We start from the raw sequence: 22292 nt of genomic DNA, 5'->3' as shown, positions 1-22292 counted from the left end.
GCGTGAAAACGTCCGAGTTCACCTTAGGGTTTTAAGGTGGCGGACGTAACAAGTTAGGATATCTCTCATGAAGAAATTAGTGCTAGTCGCTGCCGCCCTTTCTGCATTTTCAGTGCCGCTCGGCGCTGCAGCAATGACGTACGGCGCAGAGTTTGGCTTGGAGGCGCAAGAAGTGCAGCACGGCGGAGGCTGCAGAAAAGACTCCCCCAGAGGTCAGTGCTGCCACGCAGGCAGCAAGCCCTACCACTGCCACTAAGCCTCCCGGCCCCCGGTGCAGAATGTCGGGGGCCATCCGCCAGTTGCCCATGTACTGGCGATGTTAGTTGTGCTGTGTTCTTGATGCACCGGTCACTGAAGATCCCTTAGCCCAAAATGCGTAACCAGGAGTAAACCAGTTACACGTCATGTAGACCGACGCTGCTGCTCGCTGGAGGGGCGATCAAATGTCCGAAGACCACAACTATGAGTTCAAAATTGAGGGCTTCAAGCCCGATACAATGCCGTTCGACCGATTGGTGGAGTACTTCGGGAAGCTGAGGGCGATGTTCTCCAATCCTGCAGCCGTGCATTTAGTAGGCATTCGAGAAGGAAGCGTGGCCAACGCCTTCGCGATTGATCAGGGCAAGGAAAGTGATGTGCTGGCAGATCTTCGGCAGGTTCAGGTGGGTAGTGCGTCCAAAAGTGCGAGCAAAGCCTACGAGGAAATCAACCGGATGCTCAGCGAGGACGGAGCAGAGGCTGTATTTACGGATAAGAACGGCAGTAACATCGTGGCGTTCCCAGGCGGTATAGTCGAGAAGCCCCTGCTGCGTACTGCGGTTGGAGATATTGAGATTTGCGGAAATCTCTATCATCTAGCAGGCACCCCAAATTCTGTGAAGTTGCGGGTTGAAACGCAAGAATACGGCAAGGTGAATGCCGACGCCGATTTCAAGCTGGCTATTCGCCTGCGCGGCTTTCTGTTTGAAGATGTCCGGCTTGTAGGCAAGGGGCAGTGGGAGCGTGGACCAGATAAGGCATGGCGTCTTGGGTCCCTTCACGTCACCGATGTCCACCGTTTGCAAAAAGAAACACTGTCTCAGGCGCTGAAGCGGTTAGAGGGCGTCCAGATTGATTGGCCGGATGATCCCATAGGGCTGATGAAGGCCGTTCGTGAAGAGGGCGAGGACAACCAATGATAGTTGCATTGGACAACACGTTGTTGACGTTGCTGCTGAACCCGTCAGCCCCGCCTCCGTTGGACCCAAGCACAGGGCGGCCGGTTTCCTCCTGCGAAGCCCGAGTGAAAGGCCTTATTGAGGATATTGAAGCGCGGTCTGGAAAGGTGATCATTCCGTCCCCGTCATTGGCTGAGGCCCTTGCGGCTGTACCTTCCCTGGAAAATGCCATGGACGTCCTGAACAGTTCGACGGCCATTCGTATTGTTGCATTTGACCAGAGGTGTGCAATCGAGTTGGCAGAAGTAACCAGGCTGGCGAAAGAAAACGGGACGCTGAAGTCTAAAGAATTTGGGCCGCGTCAGGCTATTAAGAATGACCGGCAAATTGCTGTCACGGCCAAGGTGAACAAGGCTGACATAATTTACACAGATGACGACCGGCAGACGCATTTCGCAGAAGAGATCGGGTTGGCCGTCAAGCACACTTGGGAACTACCCATTCCCGCCAGATATGCACAGGGGAAGCTTAATCTGGCTGACTAAGCCGTGTGCCAGTGCCTGTCTTGTGGTCGGAGTTACGACCATTTCTCGACGGCGGTTTGGGCGGCGATAGGGTTGCCCTTGATTCGTAGCACGGTTTGCCGGGTTAGACCGGTGGCCTTCGCTATTTCTGAGGTACCAGCGCCTTCCGCCGACAGGCTCAGAACCCTTTGCAGCGCCTGTTGGTCGTAGCTGGGCTTCTTGCCCCGGTACCGGCCAGCATCCCCCCTAGCGGCCTCTATACCGGCTCTCTGGGCCTCTCTGGTGGCTTCTGCCTGCGCCTGGGCCGTAGCGGCCATAAAGGCTATCAGGGCGTCTCTCACGGCTTCCTGCATCGGGTCCGTGGCAGCGCCGTCGAAGGTCATGTTGTTGATCACTGTGCGGATCACCACGCCCCGCCGCATGAACTCCCGGATGGTGTCCGTGACGTCCTGGTAATTCCGGCCCAGCCGATCCACCCACCGCACCACCAGCACGTCGCCCTTGCGCAGCTTGTCGTACAGCCGCTTTCCCTCTGACCGGTCTGCTAGCCGGGTGGAGACGCCAGACACGCCGTGGTCTGCCACCACCTCGTCAATTTGGAAGCCTGCGGCCTCTGCCTGGGCCTTCTGGTGGTCGATGGTCTGCTCCGTGGTGCTGACACGGGCATAAAGGATGGTCTGGGACATAGGGCCTCCGGGTGTCCATAAGGGTGCTGTCCGTAGAGTAGGCTGTCCAATGATGGAAGTCAGCTCTTACGTACACCCCGAGGCGGCTAATTTCTGGTGTCCGTGGAGGTATACCCTTACGGACGGGTTTGTGGTCGCCGTGGTGGGGCAAGAATGCGCCTGAGAGCAGACACGGGTGGCCCTCACACGGGCGGAATGATCATTGACCACCCCGGGTGCCTGGGCAGCGTTCCGGCGCTGTACGGGCCGTGGGAAGATGCTCTACGGCGGTCCTGCATGAGGAGGGGGGCGAGTGCCACCCCGGGGTATCCCGTTAGCGTATACGGCCCCGCCCCGAGATTGGGTGGAAGGCGCTGTAAAGTTGCCTGCGCTGTTTAAAATATCGTTGTTTTCAAGAAGGTTATGGGGTATTATTGCCGGTGTTATATAGTTGGCCTTCCCCCTGCCGCAGGCGGAGTTGGAGGGCTTGGTTCCCCGTTTCCTCCTGATTGCCGATGACTGAACTCGACCAACTTGCTGTTGTGGCTGGCGCCACCACGGGCGACTTCGCCCCCTTCGACCCCAAGGCCTCCATCCCCTTGGCCACAGACCTTTCCGGAGGTCCCGGCTATAGCCGTATTCTGGCCGATGCAGCCCAAAGCCTGCATGCCCGCCTGCGCCAGGATAAAGAACTCTGTACCGCTATCGGCCAGCCGGTCGTGGTGCATGGCAAAACCCGTGGCGATGTCCGGGATCTCTCCCGGATAAAGCGGGACCAGATCATCCCGGCCATGAAGGCATTGCTGCACTCGCTGGCACACGTGGCCTCGGCCCCCGCCATCCAGTCCAATGGCAGCATCCGCAGGCAAAGCTGCGTGGCAATCCCTCTGGACCGTGGGGCCTTCGGCAAGGGGCAGGTATACGATGACCTCAGCCATTCCGCCTTTAGAGGGCTGGTGCTGGCCTTGGTGCAGGTGGGCTGGCTGCAGATGGTCCCGGCCCACTATGACGCCAGTAGCGGCAGGCGAAGCCGAACACGGGTAAGGCCCACCACTCCGTTCCTGGACTGGATGGTGCTGCATGGCCTGGTCTTCCCGTACCACCCGAAGGGCATACAGAAGGCGAAGGCGCAGGCAGAAGGTGAGCTGCTGCAGGTCTCCCGCCGTAGGGCCGACGGTAGGAAGGTGAAGCAGATCCTGGCACGGCCATTGAATACTGATGAGCAGATCCTGCCGGACTTGAACAAGGCGCTGATGAAGCAGCGCCTGTCCTGCCCGATGACCAGCTACAGCCAGTACGAGGCCCTGTGCGACTTCAAGGAGGGCAGACCCCGCTTTCTGTTGGGCGGCCAGAAGAATGTGTACCGCGTCTTCAGTGAAGAGGATGGCCGCGCCGGCCGTCTCTATGGGCATTGGGTTCAGGGGCTGCCAAAGGAGTATCGTCGGCAGCTCACCATCAATGGCAAGCCCACCGCAGAGCTGGACTATGGCGGGATGCAGATGGCCCTGCTGTATGCCCGTCAGGGCAAGCCGATGCCGGACACTGAGGACCTTTACGCCGTTCCTGGGTACCGCCGGGATGACATGAAGGCTGTGCTGGTCCGGTCTGTTGGCACGGCAACCCGGTCTAAGGCCTTGTCTGCTCTGAGGCAGATGCTTCGGGAGGCTGGCGGTTTCCGCAAAGGACGTGACGTGGAACTGTATGACGCCTTCTGGGGCTTTCATGGGGGTATGTCGCCCCACCAGGGCGGGAATGAGGCCGCTTGGGCTGAACTGCAGGCGGTGGACAGCCGTTTAGCCCTCTGTGTCCTGGGTAGCCTGTTGGATCAGGGGGTAACCGCCATCCCGATCCATGACAGTTTTGTGGTAGAAGAACGCCACGCAGACCTGACCGGAGAGGTCATGAAGCGGGAGTTCACCTCTATGTTTCCCGGTGCCAGCGTGACGGTGAAGGCGTGCTGATATTTACGGCTTTGCCACCCCCTCCGTCTGGCGGTCTTGTCAACCTACAGTCTCGGTGCCGTCGTAAGGGTATGGTTACAGAAGCCCGGCCATCAGCCGGAACTTCTGGCGCCTGTTCCGTGTGTCAGCCTTCCCTGCAAGCGGTCCCTTGGGCGATCCAACCCAAGTAGGGGTGCTGGGCCTTGTCTACGGCGGTTTTCATTGCAGCCAAGCTGGGACCGCGGCCGTAGGATGCGCTAACCGTGTGCTGGTCATGCCCCAATATGGCGTTGTGGACTTCTAGGCCGACTTCTGCGTCCCGCATCTTGTCCTTGAAGGAGCCGCGCATGGAGTGATTGGTGTATCGTGCCGAGGGGTCGCCGGAAATCTTGTTGAGGTTGACCTTCTTCATCCAGTAACCACACTTCTCAGAGGCTCGGGATTTACCATCCGCCTTAATCGGGAAGTCAAAGAGCCGGTCGCATCCAGCGCGGTCGTGCAGCATCCGTCGGATCAATGGCTCCAGAGTGCTGCAGATGGGTACGCGGCGCTGGGACTGTCGGTTTTTGACTTCGGCGTTCTGCAGGTCAAAGTACAGAATTCCGTCCTGCTCCTTCACTTGGTGAAGTTTGCACAGCGCCGCCTCGTCCAGCCGCATTCCAGTGCAGATCAGGAAAGCCCAGATTTCCCGAACCGCTTGCGGCAGCTTCGGGATGGAGAACAGCTGCCCGAGAAGTTCATCGCTTAGCGGAGCATAGTGCTGGCCGCGTGTGCCGATCCGGCTCAATTTGAGGTTCAGGAATGGGTTTTGGGCAAGCTCCCCGTCCTGGACAGCCGCCTCCAACATCGTGGAAACGTCGCTGATCCGGGTCTTGATGGTCGAGTTCGCGTGACCCTCACCAGCCAGATGCTGGGCGAAGACGTAGGCGTTGGTGGCCTGCAAGCTGTGCAACGGAAGGTCGCCCACAGCATCAATGAACTGCCGGATGTTCTTGACCCTTGCCTTAGCCGTCTTGGGCTTGAGGTCATTCTGGCCAATTCGCAGGTCCAGCTTACGCTCATAGTTGTCCAAATAGGAACTCAGCGTCGGAGAGGCATCTTCGGTAGAAAAGCAGGCCCCAAGCTCGGAAACGGCGGCGTCGACCCATTCCTGTGCCAAGCCCGCGCTGGGCGGCTGGCCCTGGAAGTGTTCATAAAGCCGAATGAACGCCCCTGCATCTTCGGGAGACAGTTCCGCTTGGCGCAAGGACAGGGCGAACTGCTGGAGTTGCTGGATGGCATCCTCAGCCTCCCGCAGGCTCTGCGGCGGCTCTGCCAAGGTTTGCAGAACAGGTTCGTTGAATTCCTCGTCGTAGCCATGCCCATAGACGTGGTTCATCAGGCGGAGTTCACGCACGGCCCGAAGGTACTTGCTTTCAACTTGGTGCAGCCCGGCTTTGCGGACGGCCCGGGTAACCTGCTCGCGCAGAACACCCTCCAGCTCGAAGCGGCGCTGTTCAGCAATTTTCCGGTCGGTCGTCCTTGCGGACCGCCGGACTTGTGGTTTGCCATCCATGGCAGCCCGGGCTTCCAGCGGCACCGTCATGACCACATAGTAAATTTCGCCCCGAAGGCTAACTGTCGCGGGGTGCCACTCCAAGGCCCTGTCTCCGTCCATAATGTCAGTGATAGTGCCAGACGTAATGTCAATGGCACTGCCTATGAGGCCCGCAGGCCTAGCAAATCAAGGAGATAAGGGGAAGAGAGAAGGTTGGAGGCGAGTACCGGAATCGAACCGGTGTACACGGATTTGCAATCCGCTGCGTCACCACTCCGCCAACTCGCCATCCGTGGTGTAAGGCGTGATTAATCACATGCACTGCGCTGGCGCAAGAGGCGTTTTGCCTTTGCCCTGGCCGAAAATTATTTTTCTTTCCGGTTGGGTAGAATCCCGCCGGGCCGGGGGGTGGTCATGGTTCGCAGTCCAAGGCTGCGGTGCGGATGGCCGCGGCGATCAGCTTGGGAACGCCCGGCAGCGCGCCGGTGACGGGCAGCACCGCGCCGCCGAACCGGGCCGCCTCCAGCGCTGCGGGAATGTCGTCTTTCACGTGGTCTCCGGCCTGGGCAAAGAACGGCAGGCAAAGCGCACGGGCGGGCAGCTGTGCCGCCTTGGTTTCAATACGCGGGTCCTGTTCGACGTACCCGGTGGTGACCGTGCAGCCGGGCAGCAGAGGGCGCAGTCTGTCGGCGAAGTCTTCGGCGGCCTCGGCCGCCTTGGGGCCGCGGGCGGAGCCGTGAGCGGCCAGCAGCAGGTGGAGCCCGTCCGTATTCCACCCCTGCGCCAGCGCCGCCTGCTGAACAGCCTGGGCCGCCAGAGGCGGCAGGGCGGCATCCAGGCCGAAAGGCGCCGCAGTGCGGCAGCTGACCCCCTTCAGGCGCGCCGGCAGCACCTTGGCGGTGAAATACCCCTGCGACATGAAGAACGGATAGACGACAGCGCCATTTGCCGTCACCTCCTCCAGCCGCTGCGGTGTGGCAAGGGTGGCGGAGCGGATGTCCCAGCCAGGCAGATGCGCGGCAACCGCCGCCGCGAGGTTTGCCAGATCCGCCTCGGCCGGGGCAGGGGCGGAAGGCTGGCCGTGGGCGGTGATGACGGCGGTTTGCGGGGTATCGGCCACAGTGTGCTCCCGGATCGTTCAGGCGGCTGCAAGGCCGCGGGATTTCCCCATCATTTGGGGGGCTTGGGGGGCGTTGCGCAAGGGTTGCACAGAATTTTCCAGCCGCCTTCGGGGAAAGCAATTCAAGGTGGTTGACCTTCTCCGGCGCTTCCCATAAATCAGCAGATGTCCTGAGCGGGTATGGTGAAATGGTATCATAAGAGCCTTCCAAGCTTAAGGTGCGGGTTCGATTCCCGCTACCCGCTCCAGACCTTCCCCGCCGCCTGCCCAAGCGCCGCGCTGATACCAAGCCTTTGCTGATACAGTGTGACGCGGGCGGTTGCCATTCTCATACACAGTTTGAAACTGCTCTGCGCTTGACGTGCGGCGCCTGCGGGGCCATGAACCTTGGCAAATGCGCGGGTTCCAGGCCCGCAAGACCAAAAGTGCAGAAGGATCCGGAATGGCGCGGAGACAAGCGGCCCCGAACGCGGAACAGGAGCGGGAAAAGTCCCGGAAAATTGGCGTGCTCTCGGCCTTGTGGCCGTTCATGCGGCCCTACCGGGGGCTGATGTTTGCAGCCACCTGCGCGCTGGTGCTGACGGCGGCGCTGTCGCTGACGCTGCCGCTGGCGGTGCGCCGGGTGGTGGACAATTTCCGGATCTCCGACTCCGAGCTGCTGAACCTCTATTTCAGCGCTGCGCTGGTCATCGCCGCGCTGCTGGCCGTGGGCACCGGTGTGCGCTACGCGCTGGTGACCCGTTTGGGAGAGCGGGTGGTGGCCGATATCCGCAAGGCGGTGTTTGACCGGGTGATCGGCATGAGCCCCGAGTTTTACGAGCGCATCATGACAGGCGAGGTTTTGAGCCGGATCACCACGGACACCACGCTGATTCAGTCGGTGCTGGGCTCGTCGGTGTCGATTGCGCTGCGCAACCTGCTGATTTTCCTGGGCGGCATGGTGCTGATGCTGCTGACCTCGGCCAAGCTGACGATGATGGTTCTGCTGATCGTGCCGGCGGTGATCGTGCCGATCCTGTTCTTGGGCCGCCGGCTGCGCGCGATCAGCAAGGAGAACCAGGACTGGATCGCGGCGTCGTCCGGAAACGCGGGCGAGGCGCTGGGGGCGGTGCAGACGGTGCAGGCTTTTACCCATGAAAACGCCAGCCGCCTGAAGTTCGGCGAGATGACCGAAACCGCCTTTGACGTCTCACGCCGCCGCATCCGGACGCGGGCCTATCTGACGGTGATCGTGATCTTCCTGGTGTTTTCCGGCATTGTCGGCGTTTTGTGGATGGGGGCCAACGACGTGCGCGCCGGCGTGATGACCGAGGGCACGCTGGTCCAGTTCGTAATCTACGCAGTTCTGGTTGCTGGCTCGGTGGCGGCGCTGTCAGAGATCTGGAGCGAGCTGCAGCGGGCCGCCGGGGCAACCGAGCGGCTGGTGGAATTGCTGAATGCCGAGGACACCGTGGTGGATCCGGCGGCCGCGCAGGTGCTGCCCGCGCCGGTCAGAGGGGAGATCGCATTTGAGAATGTCTCCTTCCGCTATCCGTCGCGGCCGGACATTTCAGCGCTGGAGGATGTGTCGCTGACGGTGCAGCCGGGTGAGACTGTGGCCTTTGTCGGCCCGTCGGGTGCGGGGAAGACCACCATCATCCAGCTGCTGCAGCGCTTTTATGATCCCAATCAGGGCGCGGTGAAGCTGGACGGTGTGGCGCTGAAACACCTGCAGCGGGATGAGTTCCGCCGCCATATCGCACTGGTGCCGCAGGATCCGGTGATCTTTGCCGCCTCGGCCCGCGAGAACATCCGGTTTGGCCGCCCCGGCGCCTCCGATGCGGAAGTGGAAGCCGCTGCCAAGGCTGCCGCGGCGCATGAGTTCATTTCCACGCTGCCGGACGGCTATGACAGCTTTGTCGGCGAAAGGGGCGTGATGCTGTCGGGCGGGCAGAAGCAGCGGATCGCCATTGCACGCGCCATCCTGCGGGACGCGCCGGTGCTGCTCTTGGATGAGGCAACCTCGGCGCTGGATGCAGAAAGCGAACGGCTGGTGCAGGCCGCGGTGGATGAACTGAGCCAGGGCCGCACCACGCTGATCGTGGCGCACCGTCTGGCGACGGTGAAGAAGGCGGACCGCATCGTGGTGATGGACCAGGGCCGCGTCGTCGCCACCGGCAGCCATGATGAACTGGTGGCGCAGGGCGGCCTTTATGCGCGCCTTGCCAAGCTGCAGTTCACCGAAGGTTTGGCCGCGGAGTAACCGCTGCCATTTGCATGATTCCAGGCGCCCCGGACCTTGTCCGGGGCGTTTTTTGCGGCAGAAGGCCGGTTCCCGGTGGAATTGGCGTCACGTCATGCCGCAACCTGCCTTGACGTGACCCCGTGCCGGAGCTTGCGCAAATGCGTGTTTCCAATAGTCTGTGGCGAACGAGAACACACCCCGAGACACCGGGGGTACGGGGAGGAGACGAATGGGTTTTAGCGGGATTACGGACCGTAACGCGCTGCAGAACGAAATGCCGTACGAGGCGCGGGATTTGCCAGCCACGCTGTATGGGCTGCTGTCGCGCACGGCGGACAAGTATCCGGACAGCAATGCGGTCAGCTATCAGATCTTTTCTGGCCCCAAGGACAAGGCGGAAACCCTGACCTGGCGCACGCTGAAGGAGCAGGTGAGCCAGGCAGCCAACATGTTCCGCGCGCTGGGTATCGGTGAGAAGGACGTGGTGGCCTATGTGCTGCCCAACTGCAACGAGACGCTGGTGACCATGCTGGGCGGCGCGGTGGCGGGGATCGTGAACCCGATCAACCCGCTGCTGGAGCCGGAGCAGATCGCCTCGATCCTGCGCGAGACAAAGGCCAAGGTGGTGGTAACCCTGCGGCCTTTCCCCAAGACCGACGTGGCGCAGAAAGTGGCCGAGGCGGTGCGCCACGCGCCGGGGGTGAACACGGTGCTGGAGGTGGATCTGAACCGCTATCTGACACCGCCGAAATCTTGGATCGTCCCGCTGGTACGGCCCAAGCTGGATAACCAGGCCAAGGCCGCGCATGCCGATTACATGAGCTTTGCCAAGGAGATGGCGAAACACCCCAAGACGCTGGCCTTCGCGGACAGCACCGGCGACCGGGTGGCCTGCTATTTCCACACCGGCGGAACCACGGGCATGCCCAAGGTGGCGCAGCACAAGTATTCGGGCCTGGTCTATAACGGCTGGCTGGGCAGCACCCTGCTTTTCACCGAGGAAGACAACATCATCTGCCCGCTGCCGCTGTTCCATGTCTTTGCTGTGCATGTGATCATGATGGCGGCGGTGGCCTCTGGCGCGCATGTGGTGTTCCCGACGCCGCAGGGCTACCGCGGCGAGGGGGTGTTCGACAATTTCTGGAAGCTGATCGAGCGCTGGAAGATCACCTTTGTCATCACCGTGCCCACCGCGGTGTCGGCGCTGATGCAGCGGCCGGTGGATGCGGATATCTCGACCGTCAAGACGGCGTTTTCCGGCTCCGCCCCGATGCCGATGGAGCTGTTCAAGCGGTTCGAAAGCGCCTCCGGCGTCACCATTGTCGAGGGCTATGGCCTGACCGAGGCCACCTGCCTGGTGTCCTGCAACCCGCCCGGCGGCGAGAAGAAGGTCGGCTCTGTCGGCATTCCGTTCCCTTATACGGACGTGCGGATCGTCAAACAGACCAACGGCGGCCCGCTGGAATGCGGGGTGGACGAGGTGGGCGAGATCTGCGTGTCCAACCCCGGGGTTTTTGCCGGCAGCACCTATACCGAAGCCGACAAGAACGTCGATCTCTACTATCAGGACAAATTCCTGCGCACCGGCGATCTGGGCCGCATCGACGAGGATGGCTACCTGTGGATCACCGGCCGCGCCAAGGATCTGATCATCCGCGGCGGCCACAACATCGACCCGGCTGAGATCGAGGAAGCGCTCCTGGGGCATTCCGCGGTGGCCTTTGCAGGCGCGATCGGCCAGCCGGACGCCCACTCCGGAGAGCTGCCCTGCGCCTTTGTCGAACTGGTCGATGGCGCTTCGGTCAGCGAGCAGGAGCTGCTGGAATACTGCAAGATCCACGTGCATGAGCGCGCGGCGATCCCCAAGCATCTGACGGTGCTGGATGAGCTGCCGAAAACTGCGGTGGGCAAGGTGTTCAAGCCTGATCTGCGCAAACTGGCGATCACCCGTGTCTACAACGGCGCTCTGGAACAGGCCGGGATCGCGGCGCGGGTAGTCAGCGTGATTGATGACAAGAAGCGCGGGCTGGTGGCGCAGGTCGCCGCCAACGGCAGCTCGGATGCGGATATCAACGGTGTTCTGAACAGCTTCACCCGGCCGTGGGAGCCTGCCGCGGCAGCGTGACCGCTGTCATCTGATGCAACATCAAAGGGCGCCCTCAGGGGCGCTTTTTCATTCAGGCATTCCCTTTGCGGGAATCTCTGCCTAGGCTCGGGAAAACGCGGCGTGCAGGGAGGCTCGCAGATGGACTACGAACGGCTGATCGACGAGGAGACCTGGGATTTCATCCAGAAGACCGGCGAGCTCTATCCCGATGACGCCACGGACATGTCCATAGACGAGCAGCGCCGCATCTATGACTGCATGGCCCGGGAGTTCCGTGCGCCGCGTCCGGACTTCGTCACCTTCAAGGACGCCCGGGCTGGCGGCGTGCCCGTGCGGATCTATACCGCGGGCGACCCCACCCGCACGGTGCTGTTCTGCCACGGCGGCGGTTTTGTCGTGGGGGGGCTGGACAGCCACGACGACATCTGCGCCGAGCTCTGTGCCCAGACCGGCTACAGGGTGGTGGCGGTGGATTACCGGCTGGCCCCGGAGCACAAGCACCCCGCCGCGTTCGAAGACGCCTGGACGGTGCTGAACTGGGTCGAAAAGACCTATGGCAAGGGGGTTGTACTGGCGGGCGACAGTGCCGGGGCGAACATCTGCGCTGCGGTGGCGCACCACGCCCGGGGCCGGACCGATGCGCTGCTGGGGCAGGTGCTGATCTACGGCGTCTTTGGCGGTGATACGGACCAGGGCTCCTACATCGAACACGCCCAGGCGCCGATGCTGACCCGCGAGGATGTGCTGTATTACATGAACATCCGCACGGACCGCGCAGCGCCCAAGAGCGATCCGCTGTTTGCACCGCTTCAGGACAGCGATTTTTCCGGCCTGCCGCCGACGGTTCTGGTGACAGCCGATTGCGATCCGGTCCGCGACGACTCGCGCGATTACCGGGACCGCATCATCGGCGACGGCGGCAAGGCGCATTGGATCAACGAGCCGGGTCTGATCCACGGCTATCTGCGTGCCCGCCACAGCGTCAGCCGCGCCCGTGACAGCTTTGAGCGGATCTCGGTTGCCATCGAGGCGCTGGGGCAGGGCATCTGGGCCTATGATGATTAAGAACGCCTAGCCGGCAAAATCTAACCGGCAAACTCCTGGCACCGCTCTTCAGACTGCGACCTATCCAGCCAGCCGCCGCTGATCACCTGCCAGTCCGGGCCGGAGGTGGTGACATAGGTCCAGCTGCCCACCGGGATATGAGAAAACTTGACGTAGTCGCCGGGATTGATCCGCCCGACCAGCGGGGCATCCGGCCGGTGCCCGGCCCGAAGGCCCATCGCCGGCCCCAGCCAGCCCAGGCAGGCGCCTTCGAACTCATCATGCACCGGCAGGTCCCACAGCTGGTAGCGCAGATGGAGGTCTTGCAGGTTCAGGTAGGTCTGCTTGTTGTTCACCCGGCAGCCGATGCGGGCCTCCATCTGCTTGACCTGTGCCACCAGCCTTTCGTCCTGCGGCGGCAGCGAGACGGACTTGCCAAGGCAGCCCCGGTTGTCAAACACGGCCTGGCCCAGCGGCGAGTCGAAGCAGTAGCCGGCCCGGTCGATCACCGCGTTCCGGGTGAACCAGAGGTCGTGGCAGGTATCGCCGGCCAGAACCGGCGCGGCAAACAGGCAGAAGGCGGCAGCAAGGGATTTCATGGCAGTCCTTTCCGGCAAATGAGAACGGCGGCTGAGGGCCATAATAGCACACGGGCCGCCGCAATCACGTTACCTCAGGAACGGCTCTGCCTTCATGGTGCCGGCGATGGGAGCGCCCAGCAGTTTCAGGATCGTGGGGGCCAGCTGGCGCTGGTCGATGACGTCACTGTGGTCGGGGCCGTCGGCCTCGCCAAAGTAATAGAGCGCGGTTTCCTGCTGCAGCGGGCTGCGGCCGCCGTGGTGGCCGCGCTCGTCCTGGCCGTGGTCGGCGGTGACAATCACCTCATAGCCCAGATCGCGCCAGCGGGTGATGAAGGGGGCCAGCATCTCATCCATCACGAAACAGGCGTGGTCCATCTCCTGGCAGTCGTGGAAATAGCGGTGGCCCATGCTGTCCAGCGTGCAGGTGTGCAGCATCCCGTAGTCGAGGCCGAAGCGCAGGCAGAGATTGGTCAGCGTGCCGAACAGGTCCACATCTGACGGGGTCATCTGATTGTCCTTGCCGTAACCGGTCATGGTGTGGAACCGGCCGTGGCTGATGGTCTTGCTTTCCGGTTCGTCATATTCGATGTCGCGCACGCAGTCGAACGGATGGCGGTTGAAGAAGGACGACCAGAAGCTGTGCGCCACGGCGCCGGTCACGCCGCCTGCCGCGCGGACCTGGCTGAACACGTCCTTTTCCTTCAGCCGGAACACATTGGCATTGCCGGTGCAGCCATGAACGGCGGGCGCCACGCCGGTGTGGATCGAAGCATAGCAGCTGGCGGAAATCGACGGCAGCACGCTGCGCAGCTTCCACACGCGGGCGTCGCCGCTGTCCACCCAGCCTTCCAGGTTGCCGAACAGGCGGCGGAAGTTGCGCCAGGGCACGCCGTCCAGAATGATGAGCAGAAGTTTTGTGTCCATGGCCCGAATCCCTCTTTGCCTTGCAGTGGCTTCGGTGCCCCATTTTGATGTCAGTTTCCTGAAACGCCATTCAAAAAGCGAAGGGATGGTCTGAAACCGGCACCATGTTGGGGGAGGGCAGGCCTGCCGCGGCTCAGAACGCGGTGGCCATCAGGCTGGCGCCGGCAAGCATCAGCAGGAGGCCAGCGGCCGGAGCGAACAGCCGGGCGCGCGCCAGATGCTTTTCGGCCAGCACGTAGAGCGCAATACCGGCGATCCAGTACAGGTTCATGACCCCGCCCGCAAACAGCAGCAGCATCAGCGCCCAGCAGCAGCCCAGGCAGTATGCGCCATGGTGGGCGCCCATCAGTACAGCACCAGCCATGCCTGTGCGGTGGTGCGCGGTCAGAAATTGAACCGGCGTCCGGCAGTGGGAGAGGCAGGCGTGCTTGCAGGGGGTGAACTGATAGGCGCCCGCCGCCAGCAGCAGCGCCCCCGCAAGGGCACGGCTGCTGAGCGACATCATAGGCCCGTTTGACAGGCCAGCGGTTTCCAGCCCCCACTGCACAGCGGTGGCGGCGAGTGAAAAGACCGCCCAGGCCAGCAGGTAGCCGCTCAGGAACAAAAGGCTGAGCAGCGGCGCCCGGGCGGGGCTTGAGCCGGCTTTCTTGAGGGCGGTGAACAGCAGCAGGACAGGGGCCGCGCCGGGGGTCATCATGGCGATCATCATCAGCCACCACATCAGAAAGATCAGACCGGCATAGCCCGCCGTCCAGGCGGTGCCGGGTCCCATCTGCATCGGTTCGCCGATGGGGCCGGCCATCCGGGTCATTTCGACCGCGGTCATTTCCATGCCCGCGCCAAGCACCGTATAGGCCGCGCTGAGCGCAACAACGATGGCCGCGGCGCCCAGCACCACGGCTTCGCCACGGCGCGCCAGCCATTCCGCGGGCCCCGTGCTGTGCTGCGCCCGCGGCACGGCGTTCTCAGGCCGCGCGCTCAACGCCTCTGCCGGTCAGGTGCAACTCGGCGATATGGGCGTGGGTTCCGCTGTTCTTTTCCAAGGTGATGGCTGCATTGCGGGTTTGGGTGGTGCCGCATGCCATTGTGGCCTTGGAAAACTCAAACCCGTTCGGCAGCGCGATGCTGATGAAATGCGGATCACCGGAGACAATGTTCGGGATCGGCTGCACCTTGGTTTCTGCATAGTTGCCCACTGTTGCGGTGCCGGTGCCGCTCTCCGCGTCATAGTCCAGCGAAATTTTCGCGCTCAGCGTCTCGTGCCGGGTCGGGCTCATCAGGCTGAACACCGAGAACATGGTGGCAAACTCGTCGGTGTCTTTGCCTGTCATGATCGCTTCCAGCGCTGCGCGCTGCTCGTCCGTTGCGCGTTCGTCGATAATCATCTGCATCTGGCCGTTGCCCTCATGCACCGGGCCCGGCCATTTATAGAGAACCGCAGCATACAGGCCGTCCAGCTTGACGCTGCCGTAATGCCCCTTGTCGATGCGGTAGGTCAGCAAAGCCTCGCAAGTGCCGTCCGTGGGCAGCTGGGAAAACTGGCAGGGGCACCCGGGATTGCAGTTGCAGTTGCCGATTTCCTGTCCGTGAATGGCCCAATCCGTCATGACATTCCCTCCTGTTCTGCGTGAAAAGCAAAACTGCCCGGAGGTTTCGGGGCCGGCCTGCGGGAACTCAACTGCGCTCGGTCAGATATTCTTGCTTGCGGCTGGTATCGCCGCACTCTCCCAGTGGCGTCAAAGTACCACAAAACAGAAAGACCGGAAAAAAGAAATAGCCCCCGCCCGCAGCGGGGCAGGGGCTTTGCATCCAGCGGTGGAATCAGTTGCCGGCGCTTTCCATCTTGCGGTGGGCGATCACCTCTTCCAGCCAGCCGAGCTTCATTTCCGGAACGGAGCTGAGCAGCAGATCGGTGTAATCGTCAAACGGCGGGCTCAGCACCTTGGACTTGCTGCCGTAGCGCTGCACCTTGCCCTGATACATCACCGCGATGTTGTCGGAGATGGCCCGCACAGTCGCCAGATCGTGGGTGATGAACAGATAGGCGACATCCTCGATCTTCTGCAGCTCCAGCAGCAGCTTCAGGATGCCGTCCGCCACCAAGGGGTCCAGCGCCGAGGTGACCTCGTCGCAGATGATCATCTTGGGCTTGGCCGCCAGCGAGCGGGCGATGCAGACACGCTGCTTCTGGCCGCCGGACAGCTCTGCCGGATAGCGGTCCATGAACTTCTCGCCCAGCTCGATCTCGTCCAGCAGCTCAATGATCCGCTTGCGCTTCTCCTTGCCCCGCATGCCGAAGTAAAACTCCAGCGGGCGGCCGATGATGGTGCCGACGGTCTGGCGCGGGTTCATCGCCACGTCCGCCATCTGGTAGATCATCTGCAGCTCGCGCAGGTCTTCGCGGCTGCGGCCCTTGAGGTCGGGCGAGAGGGTGCGGCCGGCAAATTCGATCTCACCCTCGCGCGGCGGCAGAAGGCCGGTGATCACGCGGGCGAGGGTGGACTTTCCGGAGCCGGACTCGCCCACCACCGCCAGGGTCTGGCCGGGGTACAGATCGACGTTCACATTGTGCAGCACGTCGAACTGGGTGCCCTTGTAGCGCGCGGTGATGTTGCGCACGCTCAGCACCGGCTCCGCGGTGGGGGCCTTTTCCTCATGCTCGATGGAGCGCACCGAGACCAGCGCCTGGGTGTACTCCTCCTGCGGGTTGTTGATGATCTGGTCGACAGGGCCGTATTCGACCGTGTTGCCCATCTTCAGCACCATGATGTCGTCGCTGACCTGCGCCACGACTGCCAGATCGTGGGTGATGTAGAGCGCGGCAACGCCAGTGTCGCGGATCGCTTCCTTGATCGCCATCAGCACGTCGATCTGGGTGGTCACGTCGAGCGCGGTTGTCGGCTCGTCGAACACCACCAGATCCGGCTCCGGGCACAGTGCCAGCGCGGTCATGCAGCGCTGCAGCTGGCCGCCCGACACCTGGTGGGGGTAGCGCTCGCCGATGTTCTCCGGATCCGGCAGGCCCAGCTTGGCAAACAGGGTCCGTGCCCGCGCCTCGGCCTCCTTGCGGGAGAACTTCTTCTGCTCCACCGCGGCCTCGACCACCTGCTCCATGATTTTCTTGGCCGGGTTGAAGGAGGCTGCCGCGGATTGCGACACATAGGTGACCTCGCCGCCGCGCAGCTTGCGGATGTCGCCAAGCTTGGACTTGAGGACGTCGCGGCCGTTGACCCAGACTTCGCCGCCGGTGATCTTCACACCGCCGCGGCCATAGGCCATGGAGGCCAGGCCGATGGTCGATTTGCCGGCACCGGATTCCCCGATCAGCCCCAGCACCTTGCCGGGCGCGAGGTCAAAGCTGACCCCGTGCACGATCTCGATATCACGGGGCTTTTCGCCCGGCGGATAGATGGTCGCGCCGATTTTCAGGTCGCGGACTTTCAACAGGGTATCGCTCATCCGCGGCCTCCTTTCAGCGATGTGGTCCGGTTCAGCACCCAGTCAGCCACCAGGTTGACCGAGATCGCCAGGGTGGCGATGGCAAAGGCTGGGATCAGGGCCGCGGGAATGCCGTAGACAATGCCGTCCTTGTTTTCCTTCACGATGCCGCCCCAGTCGGCTGCCGGCGGCTGCACACCCAGGCCCAGGAAGGACAGGGTGGAGACGAACAGCACCGCAAAGATGAACCGCAGCCCCATCTCGGCCACCAGCGGCGACAGCGCGTTGGGCAGGATTTCACGGAAGATGATCCAGGAGGTTTTCTCGCCGCGCAGGCGCGCGGCCTCGACGTAGTCCATCACCTCGATATCGACCGCAACCGCCCGCGCCAGCCGGTAGACCCGGGTCGAGTCCAGCAGACCCATCACCACGATCAGGATCGGGATGGTCACCGGCATGACCGACAGCACGACGAGGGCAAAGATCAGCGTCGGGATCGACATGATCAGGTCGACAAACCGCGACATCGCCTGATCCAGCCAGCCGCCGGCCTCGGCGGCGATGAAGCCCAGAATGGATCCGGTCGTAAAAGACAGCAAGGTCGCAGCGGTGGCGATGAAGATCGTGGTTTGGCCGCCGTAGATCATCCGGGTCAGCAGATCCCGGCCGATGTTGTCGGTGCCCAGGAGAAAGTCGGAGCTGGCGGGTTCCCAGACGTCGCCAACCACTTCACCCACCCCATAGGGGGCCAGCAGCGGCGCAAAGATCGCGCCGAGAAAGTACAGGGCCGTGAAGAACAGCCCGATGAGTGCGGAAATGGGGATATTCTTCATTTCGGGTGCCTCAGGCGCGGGTTGCTCAGAATGGCGACGATGTCAGCGATCATGTTCAAACCGATATAGACGGCGGCAAAGATCAGGCCGCAGGCCTGCACCACAGGGACGTCCCGCTTGGACACATGGTCAACCAGATACTGGCCCATGCCGGGGTAGACGAACACCACCTCGATCACCACAACGCCGACCACCAGATAGGCGAGGTTCAGCATCACCACGTTGACGATCGGGGCAATGGCGTTCGGGAAAGCATGGCGGTAGATCACCTGAAAGGCGTTGAGGCCCTTCAGCTCGGCTGTTTCAATATAAGCCGACTGCATCACGTTCAGGATCGCGGCCCGCGTCATCCGCATCATATGCGCCAGCACAACCAGGGTGAGCACGGCGATGGGCAGGGCGATCGCGTTGAGCTTTTCGAACAGATTCATGTTGTCGTTGATCATCGCCACCGACGGGAACCATCGCAGCTTCACTGCGACGAGATACATCAGCACGTAGCCGATCAGAAATTCGGGGATGGAGATCGAGGCGAGGGTTACGCCGGAGATCAGTTTGTCGGGCCAGCGGTCCTTGAAGCGGACGGCGACCAGGCCCAGAAAGATGGCCAGCGGCACCGCCACCACGGCAGCCCAGAATGCGAGGAACAGCGTGTTCCAGAAGCGGCTGGCGAGGGCTTCGGAAATATCCTGGCCGCTGGTGAGCGCAGTTCCCAGGTCGCCTTGGATGGCACCGAACAGCCAGGCGAAATAGCGCTGCACGGGCGGATCGTTGACACCCAGCTCTGCCCGCAGGTTGGCGAGCGCTTCCGGGGTTGCCGACTGGCCCAGAATCGACTGGGCGACATCGCCGGGCAGCACCATCGTGCCGGCAAAGATCACCACTGAGATGAGCAAAAGAAGCAGGAGGCTCAGCGCGATGCGCTGAGCCAAAAGTTTTACAACCGGGGACATTTAGGCTTTGACCCACAGCTTGCTGGCTGCATAGCCGTTCATCAGAACCTGGCCCGGGATGCCTTCGACAAAGCCGTCGACCTTGTCGGTGGTCGCCTCGACGAAGTCGTTGAACATCGGGCAGATCAGGCCGCCTTCGTCGCGCAGGATGGTCGACATGTCGGCATACATCTGCGTCCGCTTGGCAACGTCCAGCTCGCCGCGTGCGGCCACTAGCATCTGGTCGAACTGCTCGTTGTTGAACCGGGTGTCGTTCCAGTCCGCGGTGGACAGATAGGCGGTGGTGAACATCTGGTCCTGTGTCGGACGGCCGCCCCAGTAGCTGGTGCAGAACGGCTTGTTGTTCCAGACTTCCGACCAGTAGCCGTCGTTCGGCTCGCGCTTGACGTCCAGCTTGATGCCGGCGCCTGCCAGCGACTGCTGGAACAGCGCAGACGCGTCCGGCGCGCCCGGGAAGGAGTTGTCCGAGGTGCGCAGCAGGATCGAGCCGTCGTGGCCGGACTTCTTCAGGTGGTGCATCGCCTTGTCCGGGTCAAACTGGCGCTGTTCCAGCTCGGTGTACATCGGATAGGAGGCGTTGATCGGGGTGTCGTTGCCGACGGTGCCGTAGCCGTTCAGGATCTTGTCGACCATTTCCTGGCGGTTGATGCCGTATTTCAGCGCCAGGCGCACGTCGTTGTTGTCGAACGGCGCGGTGTTGCAATGCATGATGAACACGTAATGGCCGGCCGCGGAGGTCGAATGCACGGTGATGTTCGGCGCACGGTCCACCAGTTTCGCGGTGCGCGGCGGCACCCGGTCGATCACATCCACCTGGCCGGACTGCAGCGCCGCGACGCGGGCAGTGTCGTCGTTGATGACGATGATTTCCACGGTGTCCGCGTTGCCCAGATCGCCCCAGTAGTTCGGGTTCTTCTCGGCCACGAAGCGCACGCCCATGTCGGAGGACTTCATGATGTAGGGGCCGGTGCCGATGGCGGCTGCCGGATCGTCCATGCCGCCGCCCGGCTGGATAATCAGGTGGTAGTCGGCCAGCAGATAGGGCAGGTCGGCGTTCGGGCTGTCCAGTTCGAAGACAACGCTGTCGCCGTCCGCGCGCACGTCCTTGATGCCGCGCATGATGCCCAGGGCGCCCGACTTGGTGTCTTCGCCGCTGTGGCGCTCCATCGTCTTGACCACATCTTCGGCGGTCACGTTCTGGCCGTTCGAATAGGTCACGCCGGAGCGCAGCTTGAAGGTCCAGGTCTTGGCGTCGGCCGAGGCTTCATAGCTTTCGGCCAGCTTGCCTTCGATGCCGCCGTCCTCTGCCAGCTCGACCAGCGTTTCCCCCCACAGGCGGGTGACCATCAGGCCAACGGTATTGGTGACCAGCGCCGGATCCAGGCTGTCGGTGGTGGACCCGCCCTGCAGGCCGAGACGGATAGTGCCGCCTTTTTGCGGGCCGGCCGCCTTGGCGGCGCTGGACAGCAGCAGGTTGGCGGATACAGCGGTAAAGCCCAGTGCGGCGGCCTTGCCCAGGAAGTCACGGCGCGAAAGTTTGCCCGCCACAGCCTGACTGGCCAGATACTGCATGTGTCTGTTCATTGAGTTCTCCCGATTGGTTGCGGTGCTCCAGGCACCTGTTTTTTGATTGATGGTTCAAGATTTGCGCATTTGCCGCAACCTAGCAAGCGTTATTCGCGGAGCGCTTGGTAAGGCGGCATACACGCCGGTGAGGCCCGTAGAAGGCAGGTCGCCTTTCTCAAGCAAGGTGCCGTTTTTGGCTGCCATGCCGGGTGTAAATCAAAAAAACATCTGGAATGCGACAAGAAATTTTTGTGCGCGAGAATGACGGATTTTTTATGAATTGGCCGGGATGGTGCCGGGTGTTGGCGGTAACTGGGGGAGAATCGATGCTTTCTGGCCTGAAAACGCCGCCTCCGGCGCCTGGATCAAGCGGCCGCCAGTGCGGTTCAGGCGGGCCGGGCGGGGCAGGGCTGCGCGGGCCTGTCAGAGCTGCTCGGTGTCCATCCAGATGGTCACCGGGCCGTCGTTCAGCAGCCGCACTTTCATGTCGGCGCCGAACCGTCCCTTGGCTGTTTCCAAACCAAGCTGGGCCAGCCGGCCGGCGAAGTATTCATACAGCCGCTCGCCCTCAGCCGGGGCGGCGGCTGCCGAAAATCCGGGCCGGTTGCCGCGGCGGGTGTCTGCGGCCAAGGTGAACTGGCTGACCACCAGGGCGCTGCCGCCGGTGTCCAGCACCGAGCGGTTCATCTTGCCGTCCTCATCCTTGAAGATCCTGAGCTTGGAGATCTTCGCCGCCAGCTGATCCGCCTGCGCCTCGCTGTCGCCCTGCATGGCGCAGACCAGGATCAGCAGGCCGGACCCGATCTCTCCCAGGGTCTCGCCATCCACCGTGACCGAGGCCTCGCTGACCCGCTGTATCAATGCCCGCATATGTGCCCGTCCTTGTCCTGCCTCAGCCGCGCCAGTCCGCAAAGTGCTCCAGCGCCGCCCGGCTGGTGCGGAAGCTGTTGGCCGGGTGGTCCCCGTCGCCATAGCCAAAGGAAATGGCGCAGAGGATGATCCGGTCGTCCGGTATCTCCAGCAGTTCATGCAGCAGCGGCGCAAAGGAGGCAACCGCCGCCTGCGGGATGCTGGCAACCCCAGCCGCCCGGGCAGCCAGGGTGAAGGCGGCAACAAAGCCGCCGCAATCCATCGCGCCATACGGCCCTAATTCTGCCGGGGAGGACAGGATTGCGCAATGCGGAGCGCCGAACAGCCGGTAATTCTCCATCATCTGCCGCGCCGACCCGGCCCGGTCGCCTTTCTGCACGCCGACCGCCTCATAGAGCGCCCAGCCGCAGTCCCGCCGCCGCTGCTGGTACTCAGCCGAGTACCCATCGGGAAAGGGCAGGTCCGGGCTGTGGCCGCCGCCCTCCGCCGCCTTCAGAAGGGCGGCCCGCACGCGATCTGCTTCGGCACCGCTGCAGACCGTCACCTTCCAGGGCTGCGCATTGCACCAGGACGGCACCTTTTGCGCGGTGCGCAGAATGTCTTCAATCACGGCGCGCGGCACCGGCTCCGGGCGGAAGGCCCGGCAGCTGTGGCGGGCGTCAAACAGGGTGTTCAGGCTTAGCAAATCCGGTGTCACGTCCAGTCCCTTCAGGCGGCTAACGGCCAGATTGGCGTCAGATACCCGCTTGCGCAAGCGCCCCGCTTGCGCCGGATCAAAGCAGTGCCGCAGCGTCAGAGCTACTATGGGC

General features: G+C 62.7%; 19 protein-coding genes and 2 tRNA genes. 7 read left to right on the top strand and 14 right to left on the bottom strand.

The window, feature by feature from the left end:
* The first annotated feature begins 443 nt into the window (after positions 1-443).
* The gene (locus PHA8399_RS09215; RefSeq protein WP_058285855.1) at positions 444-1178 is read left to right on the top strand and encodes a hypothetical protein; all 735 of its coding nucleotides are present in this window, start codon (positions 444-446) and stop codon (positions 1176-1178) included.
* Entirely contained in the window at positions 1175-1702 is a 528-nt protein-coding gene (locus tag PHA8399_RS22290) for a PIN domain-containing protein (RefSeq protein WP_145977013.1), read from the top strand. The genes PHA8399_RS09215 and PHA8399_RS22290 overlap by 4 nt, the downstream gene beginning before the upstream one ends.
* Positions 1703-1734: 32 nt before the next feature.
* On the opposite strand, the gene PHA8399_RS09205 is transcribed toward PHA8399_RS22290, so the two are convergent.
* On the bottom strand, positions 1735-2367 hold the full coding sequence (locus PHA8399_RS09205) for a recombinase family protein (protein ID WP_058285853.1): 633 nt from the start codon (positions 2365-2367) through the stop codon (positions 1735-1737).
* A gap of 494 nt (positions 2368-2861) precedes the next feature.
* Between PHA8399_RS09205 and PHA8399_RS09200 the strand changes: the two genes are divergently transcribed.
* Positions 2862-4307: a hypothetical protein gene (locus PHA8399_RS09200; protein ID WP_058285852.1), complete on the top strand. Its 1446-nt coding sequence runs from the start codon at positions 2862-2864 to the stop codon at positions 4305-4307.
* 124 nt (positions 4308-4431) lie between these two features.
* Here PHA8399_RS09200 and PHA8399_RS09195 read toward each other — a convergent pair whose 3' ends face one another.
* The 3 genes from PHA8399_RS09195 to PHA8399_RS09185 form a co-directional block, all read right to left on the bottom strand.
* On the bottom strand, positions 4432-5871 hold the full coding sequence (locus tag PHA8399_RS09195) for a tyrosine-type recombinase/integrase (RefSeq protein WP_208856281.1): 1440 nt from the start codon (positions 5869-5871) through the stop codon (positions 4432-4434).
* A gap of 166 nt (positions 5872-6037) precedes the next feature.
* A tRNA-Cys gene (locus PHA8399_RS09190) sits at positions 6038-6111 on the bottom strand.
* A gap of 124 nt (positions 6112-6235) precedes the next feature.
* Positions 6236-6943, bottom strand: a complete 708-nt coding sequence (locus tag PHA8399_RS09185; RefSeq protein WP_082649504.1) for a CbiX/SirB N-terminal domain-containing protein — start codon at positions 6941-6943, stop codon at positions 6236-6238.
* A gap of 174 nt (positions 6944-7117) precedes the next feature.
* Here PHA8399_RS09185 and PHA8399_RS09180 point away from each other — a divergent pair.
* The 4 genes from PHA8399_RS09180 to PHA8399_RS09165 all read left to right on the top strand — a co-directional run bounded on the left by PHA8399_RS09180 (position 7118) and on the right by PHA8399_RS09165 (position 12339).
* Positions 7118-7191, top strand: a tRNA-Gly gene (locus PHA8399_RS09180).
* A 194-nt stretch (positions 7192-7385) separates the two neighbouring features.
* Entirely contained in the window at positions 7386-9185 is a 1800-nt protein-coding gene (locus tag PHA8399_RS09175; RefSeq protein ID WP_058286150.1) for an ABC transporter transmembrane domain-containing protein, read from the top strand.
* 211 nt (positions 9186-9396) lie between these two features.
* A complete protein-coding gene (locus tag PHA8399_RS09170; RefSeq protein WP_058285849.1) occupies positions 9397-11292 on the top strand; it encodes an acyl-CoA synthetase in 1896 nt (631 codons plus the stop codon).
* Between the two features lie 120 nt (positions 11293-11412).
* Positions 11413-12339 carry an alpha/beta hydrolase gene (locus PHA8399_RS09165; RefSeq protein WP_058285848.1) on the top strand — a complete coding sequence of 309 codons (927 nt, stop codon included), beginning with the start codon at positions 11413-11415 and terminating at the stop codon, positions 12337-12339.
* A gap of 20 nt (positions 12340-12359) precedes the next feature.
* Here PHA8399_RS09165 and PHA8399_RS09160 read toward each other — a convergent pair whose 3' ends face one another.
* The 10 genes from PHA8399_RS09160 to PHA8399_RS09115 form a co-directional block, all read right to left on the bottom strand.
* The gene (locus PHA8399_RS09160) at positions 12360-12917 is read right to left on the bottom strand and encodes a DUF4453 domain-containing protein (protein ID WP_058285847.1); all 558 of its coding nucleotides are present in this window, start codon (positions 12915-12917) and stop codon (positions 12360-12362) included.
* 69 nt (positions 12918-12986) lie between these two features.
* Positions 12987-13823, bottom strand: coding sequence for an alkaline phosphatase family protein (locus PHA8399_RS09155; RefSeq protein WP_058285846.1), 837 nt, complete (start codon positions 13821-13823; stop codon positions 12987-12989).
* A gap of 133 nt (positions 13824-13956) precedes the next feature.
* Positions 13957-14805 (bottom strand): DUF2182 domain-containing protein, encoded by an 849-nt coding sequence (locus tag PHA8399_RS09150; protein ID WP_244270183.1) that lies wholly within the window; start codon positions 14803-14805, stop codon positions 13957-13959.
* A complete protein-coding gene (locus PHA8399_RS09145; RefSeq protein WP_058285845.1) occupies positions 14789-15430 on the bottom strand; it encodes a DUF1326 domain-containing protein in 642 nt (213 codons plus the stop codon). The genes PHA8399_RS09150 and PHA8399_RS09145 overlap by 17 nt, the downstream gene beginning before the upstream one ends.
* A 214-nt stretch (positions 15431-15644) precedes the next feature.
* The gene (locus PHA8399_RS09140) at positions 15645-17282 is read right to left on the bottom strand and encodes an ABC transporter ATP-binding protein (protein WP_058285844.1); all 1638 of its coding nucleotides are present in this window, start codon (positions 17280-17282) and stop codon (positions 15645-15647) included.
* A complete protein-coding gene (locus PHA8399_RS09135) occupies positions 17279-18094 on the bottom strand; it encodes an ABC transporter permease (RefSeq protein ID WP_058285843.1) in 816 nt (271 codons plus the stop codon). The genes PHA8399_RS09140 and PHA8399_RS09135 overlap by 4 nt, the downstream gene beginning before the upstream one ends.
* Positions 18091-19047, bottom strand: coding sequence for an ABC transporter permease (locus tag PHA8399_RS09130; protein ID WP_058285842.1), 957 nt, complete (start codon positions 19045-19047; stop codon positions 18091-18093). The genes PHA8399_RS09135 and PHA8399_RS09130 overlap by 4 nt, the downstream gene beginning before the upstream one ends.
* Positions 19048-20631, bottom strand: a complete 1584-nt coding sequence (locus tag PHA8399_RS09125) for an ABC transporter substrate-binding protein (RefSeq protein ID WP_058285841.1) — start codon at positions 20629-20631, stop codon at positions 19048-19050.
* 405 nt (positions 20632-21036) lie between these two features.
* A complete protein-coding gene (gene dtd / locus PHA8399_RS09120; protein WP_058285840.1) occupies positions 21037-21483 on the bottom strand; it encodes a D-aminoacyl-tRNA deacylase in 447 nt (148 codons plus the stop codon).
* A 22-nt stretch (positions 21484-21505) separates the two neighbouring features.
* A complete protein-coding gene (locus tag PHA8399_RS09115; protein ID WP_145977024.1) occupies positions 21506-22186 on the bottom strand; it encodes a nitroreductase in 681 nt (226 codons plus the stop codon).
* Positions 22187-22292: the final 106 nt, after the last annotated feature.

Source organism: Leisingera aquaemixtae (genome assembly GCF_001458395.1).
Classification (GTDB): Bacteria; Pseudomonadota; Alphaproteobacteria; order Rhodobacterales; family Rhodobacteraceae; genus Leisingera; species Leisingera aquaemixtae.
Note: the sequence above shows the minus strand (reverse complement) of the source record. Positions and strands in the feature narration are given on the sequence as shown.

Excerpts from the sequence above, each read along its gene's own strand:
- PHA8399_RS09215 (WP_058285855.1), top strand. The coding sequence starts at position 444 with ATGTCCGAAGACCACAACTATGAGTTCAAAATTGAGGGCTTCAAGCCC.
- PHA8399_RS22290 (WP_145977013.1), top strand. The coding sequence starts at position 1,175 with ATGATAGTTGCATTGGACAACACGTTGTTGACGTTGCTGCTGAACCCG.
- PHA8399_RS09205 (WP_058285853.1), bottom strand. The coding sequence starts at position 2,367 with ATGTCCCAGACCATCCTTTATGCCCGTGTCAGCACCACGGAGCAGACC.
- PHA8399_RS09200 (WP_058285852.1), top strand. The coding sequence starts at position 2,862 with ATGACTGAACTCGACCAACTTGCTGTTGTGGCTGGCGCCACCACGGGC.
- PHA8399_RS09195 (WP_208856281.1), bottom strand. The coding sequence starts at position 5,871 with ATGACGGTGCCGCTGGAAGCCCGGGCTGCCATGGATGGCAAACCACAA.
- PHA8399_RS09175 (WP_058286150.1), top strand. The coding sequence starts at position 7,386 with ATGGCGCGGAGACAAGCGGCCCCGAACGCGGAACAGGAGCGGGAAAAG.
- PHA8399_RS09170 (WP_058285849.1), top strand. The coding sequence starts at position 9,397 with ATGGGTTTTAGCGGGATTACGGACCGTAACGCGCTGCAGAACGAAATG.
- PHA8399_RS09165 (WP_058285848.1), top strand. The coding sequence starts at position 11,413 with ATGGACTACGAACGGCTGATCGACGAGGAGACCTGGGATTTCATCCAG.
- PHA8399_RS09160 (WP_058285847.1), bottom strand. The coding sequence starts at position 12,917 with ATGAAATCCCTTGCTGCCGCCTTCTGCCTGTTTGCCGCGCCGGTTCTG.
- PHA8399_RS09155 (WP_058285846.1), bottom strand. The coding sequence starts at position 13,823 with ATGGACACAAAACTTCTGCTCATCATTCTGGACGGCGTGCCCTGGCGC.
- PHA8399_RS09145 (WP_058285845.1), bottom strand. The coding sequence starts at position 15,430 with ATGACGGATTGGGCCATTCACGGACAGGAAATCGGCAACTGCAACTGC.
- PHA8399_RS09140 (WP_058285844.1), bottom strand. The coding sequence starts at position 17,282 with ATGAGCGATACCCTGTTGAAAGTCCGCGACCTGAAAATCGGCGCGACC.
- PHA8399_RS09135 (WP_058285843.1), bottom strand. The coding sequence starts at position 18,094 with ATGAAGAATATCCCCATTTCCGCACTCATCGGGCTGTTCTTCACGGCC.
- PHA8399_RS09130 (WP_058285842.1), bottom strand. The coding sequence starts at position 19,047 with ATGTCCCCGGTTGTAAAACTTTTGGCTCAGCGCATCGCGCTGAGCCTC.
- PHA8399_RS09125 (WP_058285841.1), bottom strand. The coding sequence starts at position 20,631 with ATGAACAGACACATGCAGTATCTGGCCAGTCAGGCTGTGGCGGGCAAA.
- dtd (WP_058285840.1), bottom strand. The coding sequence starts at position 21,483 with ATGCGGGCATTGATACAGCGGGTCAGCGAGGCCTCGGTCACGGTGGAT.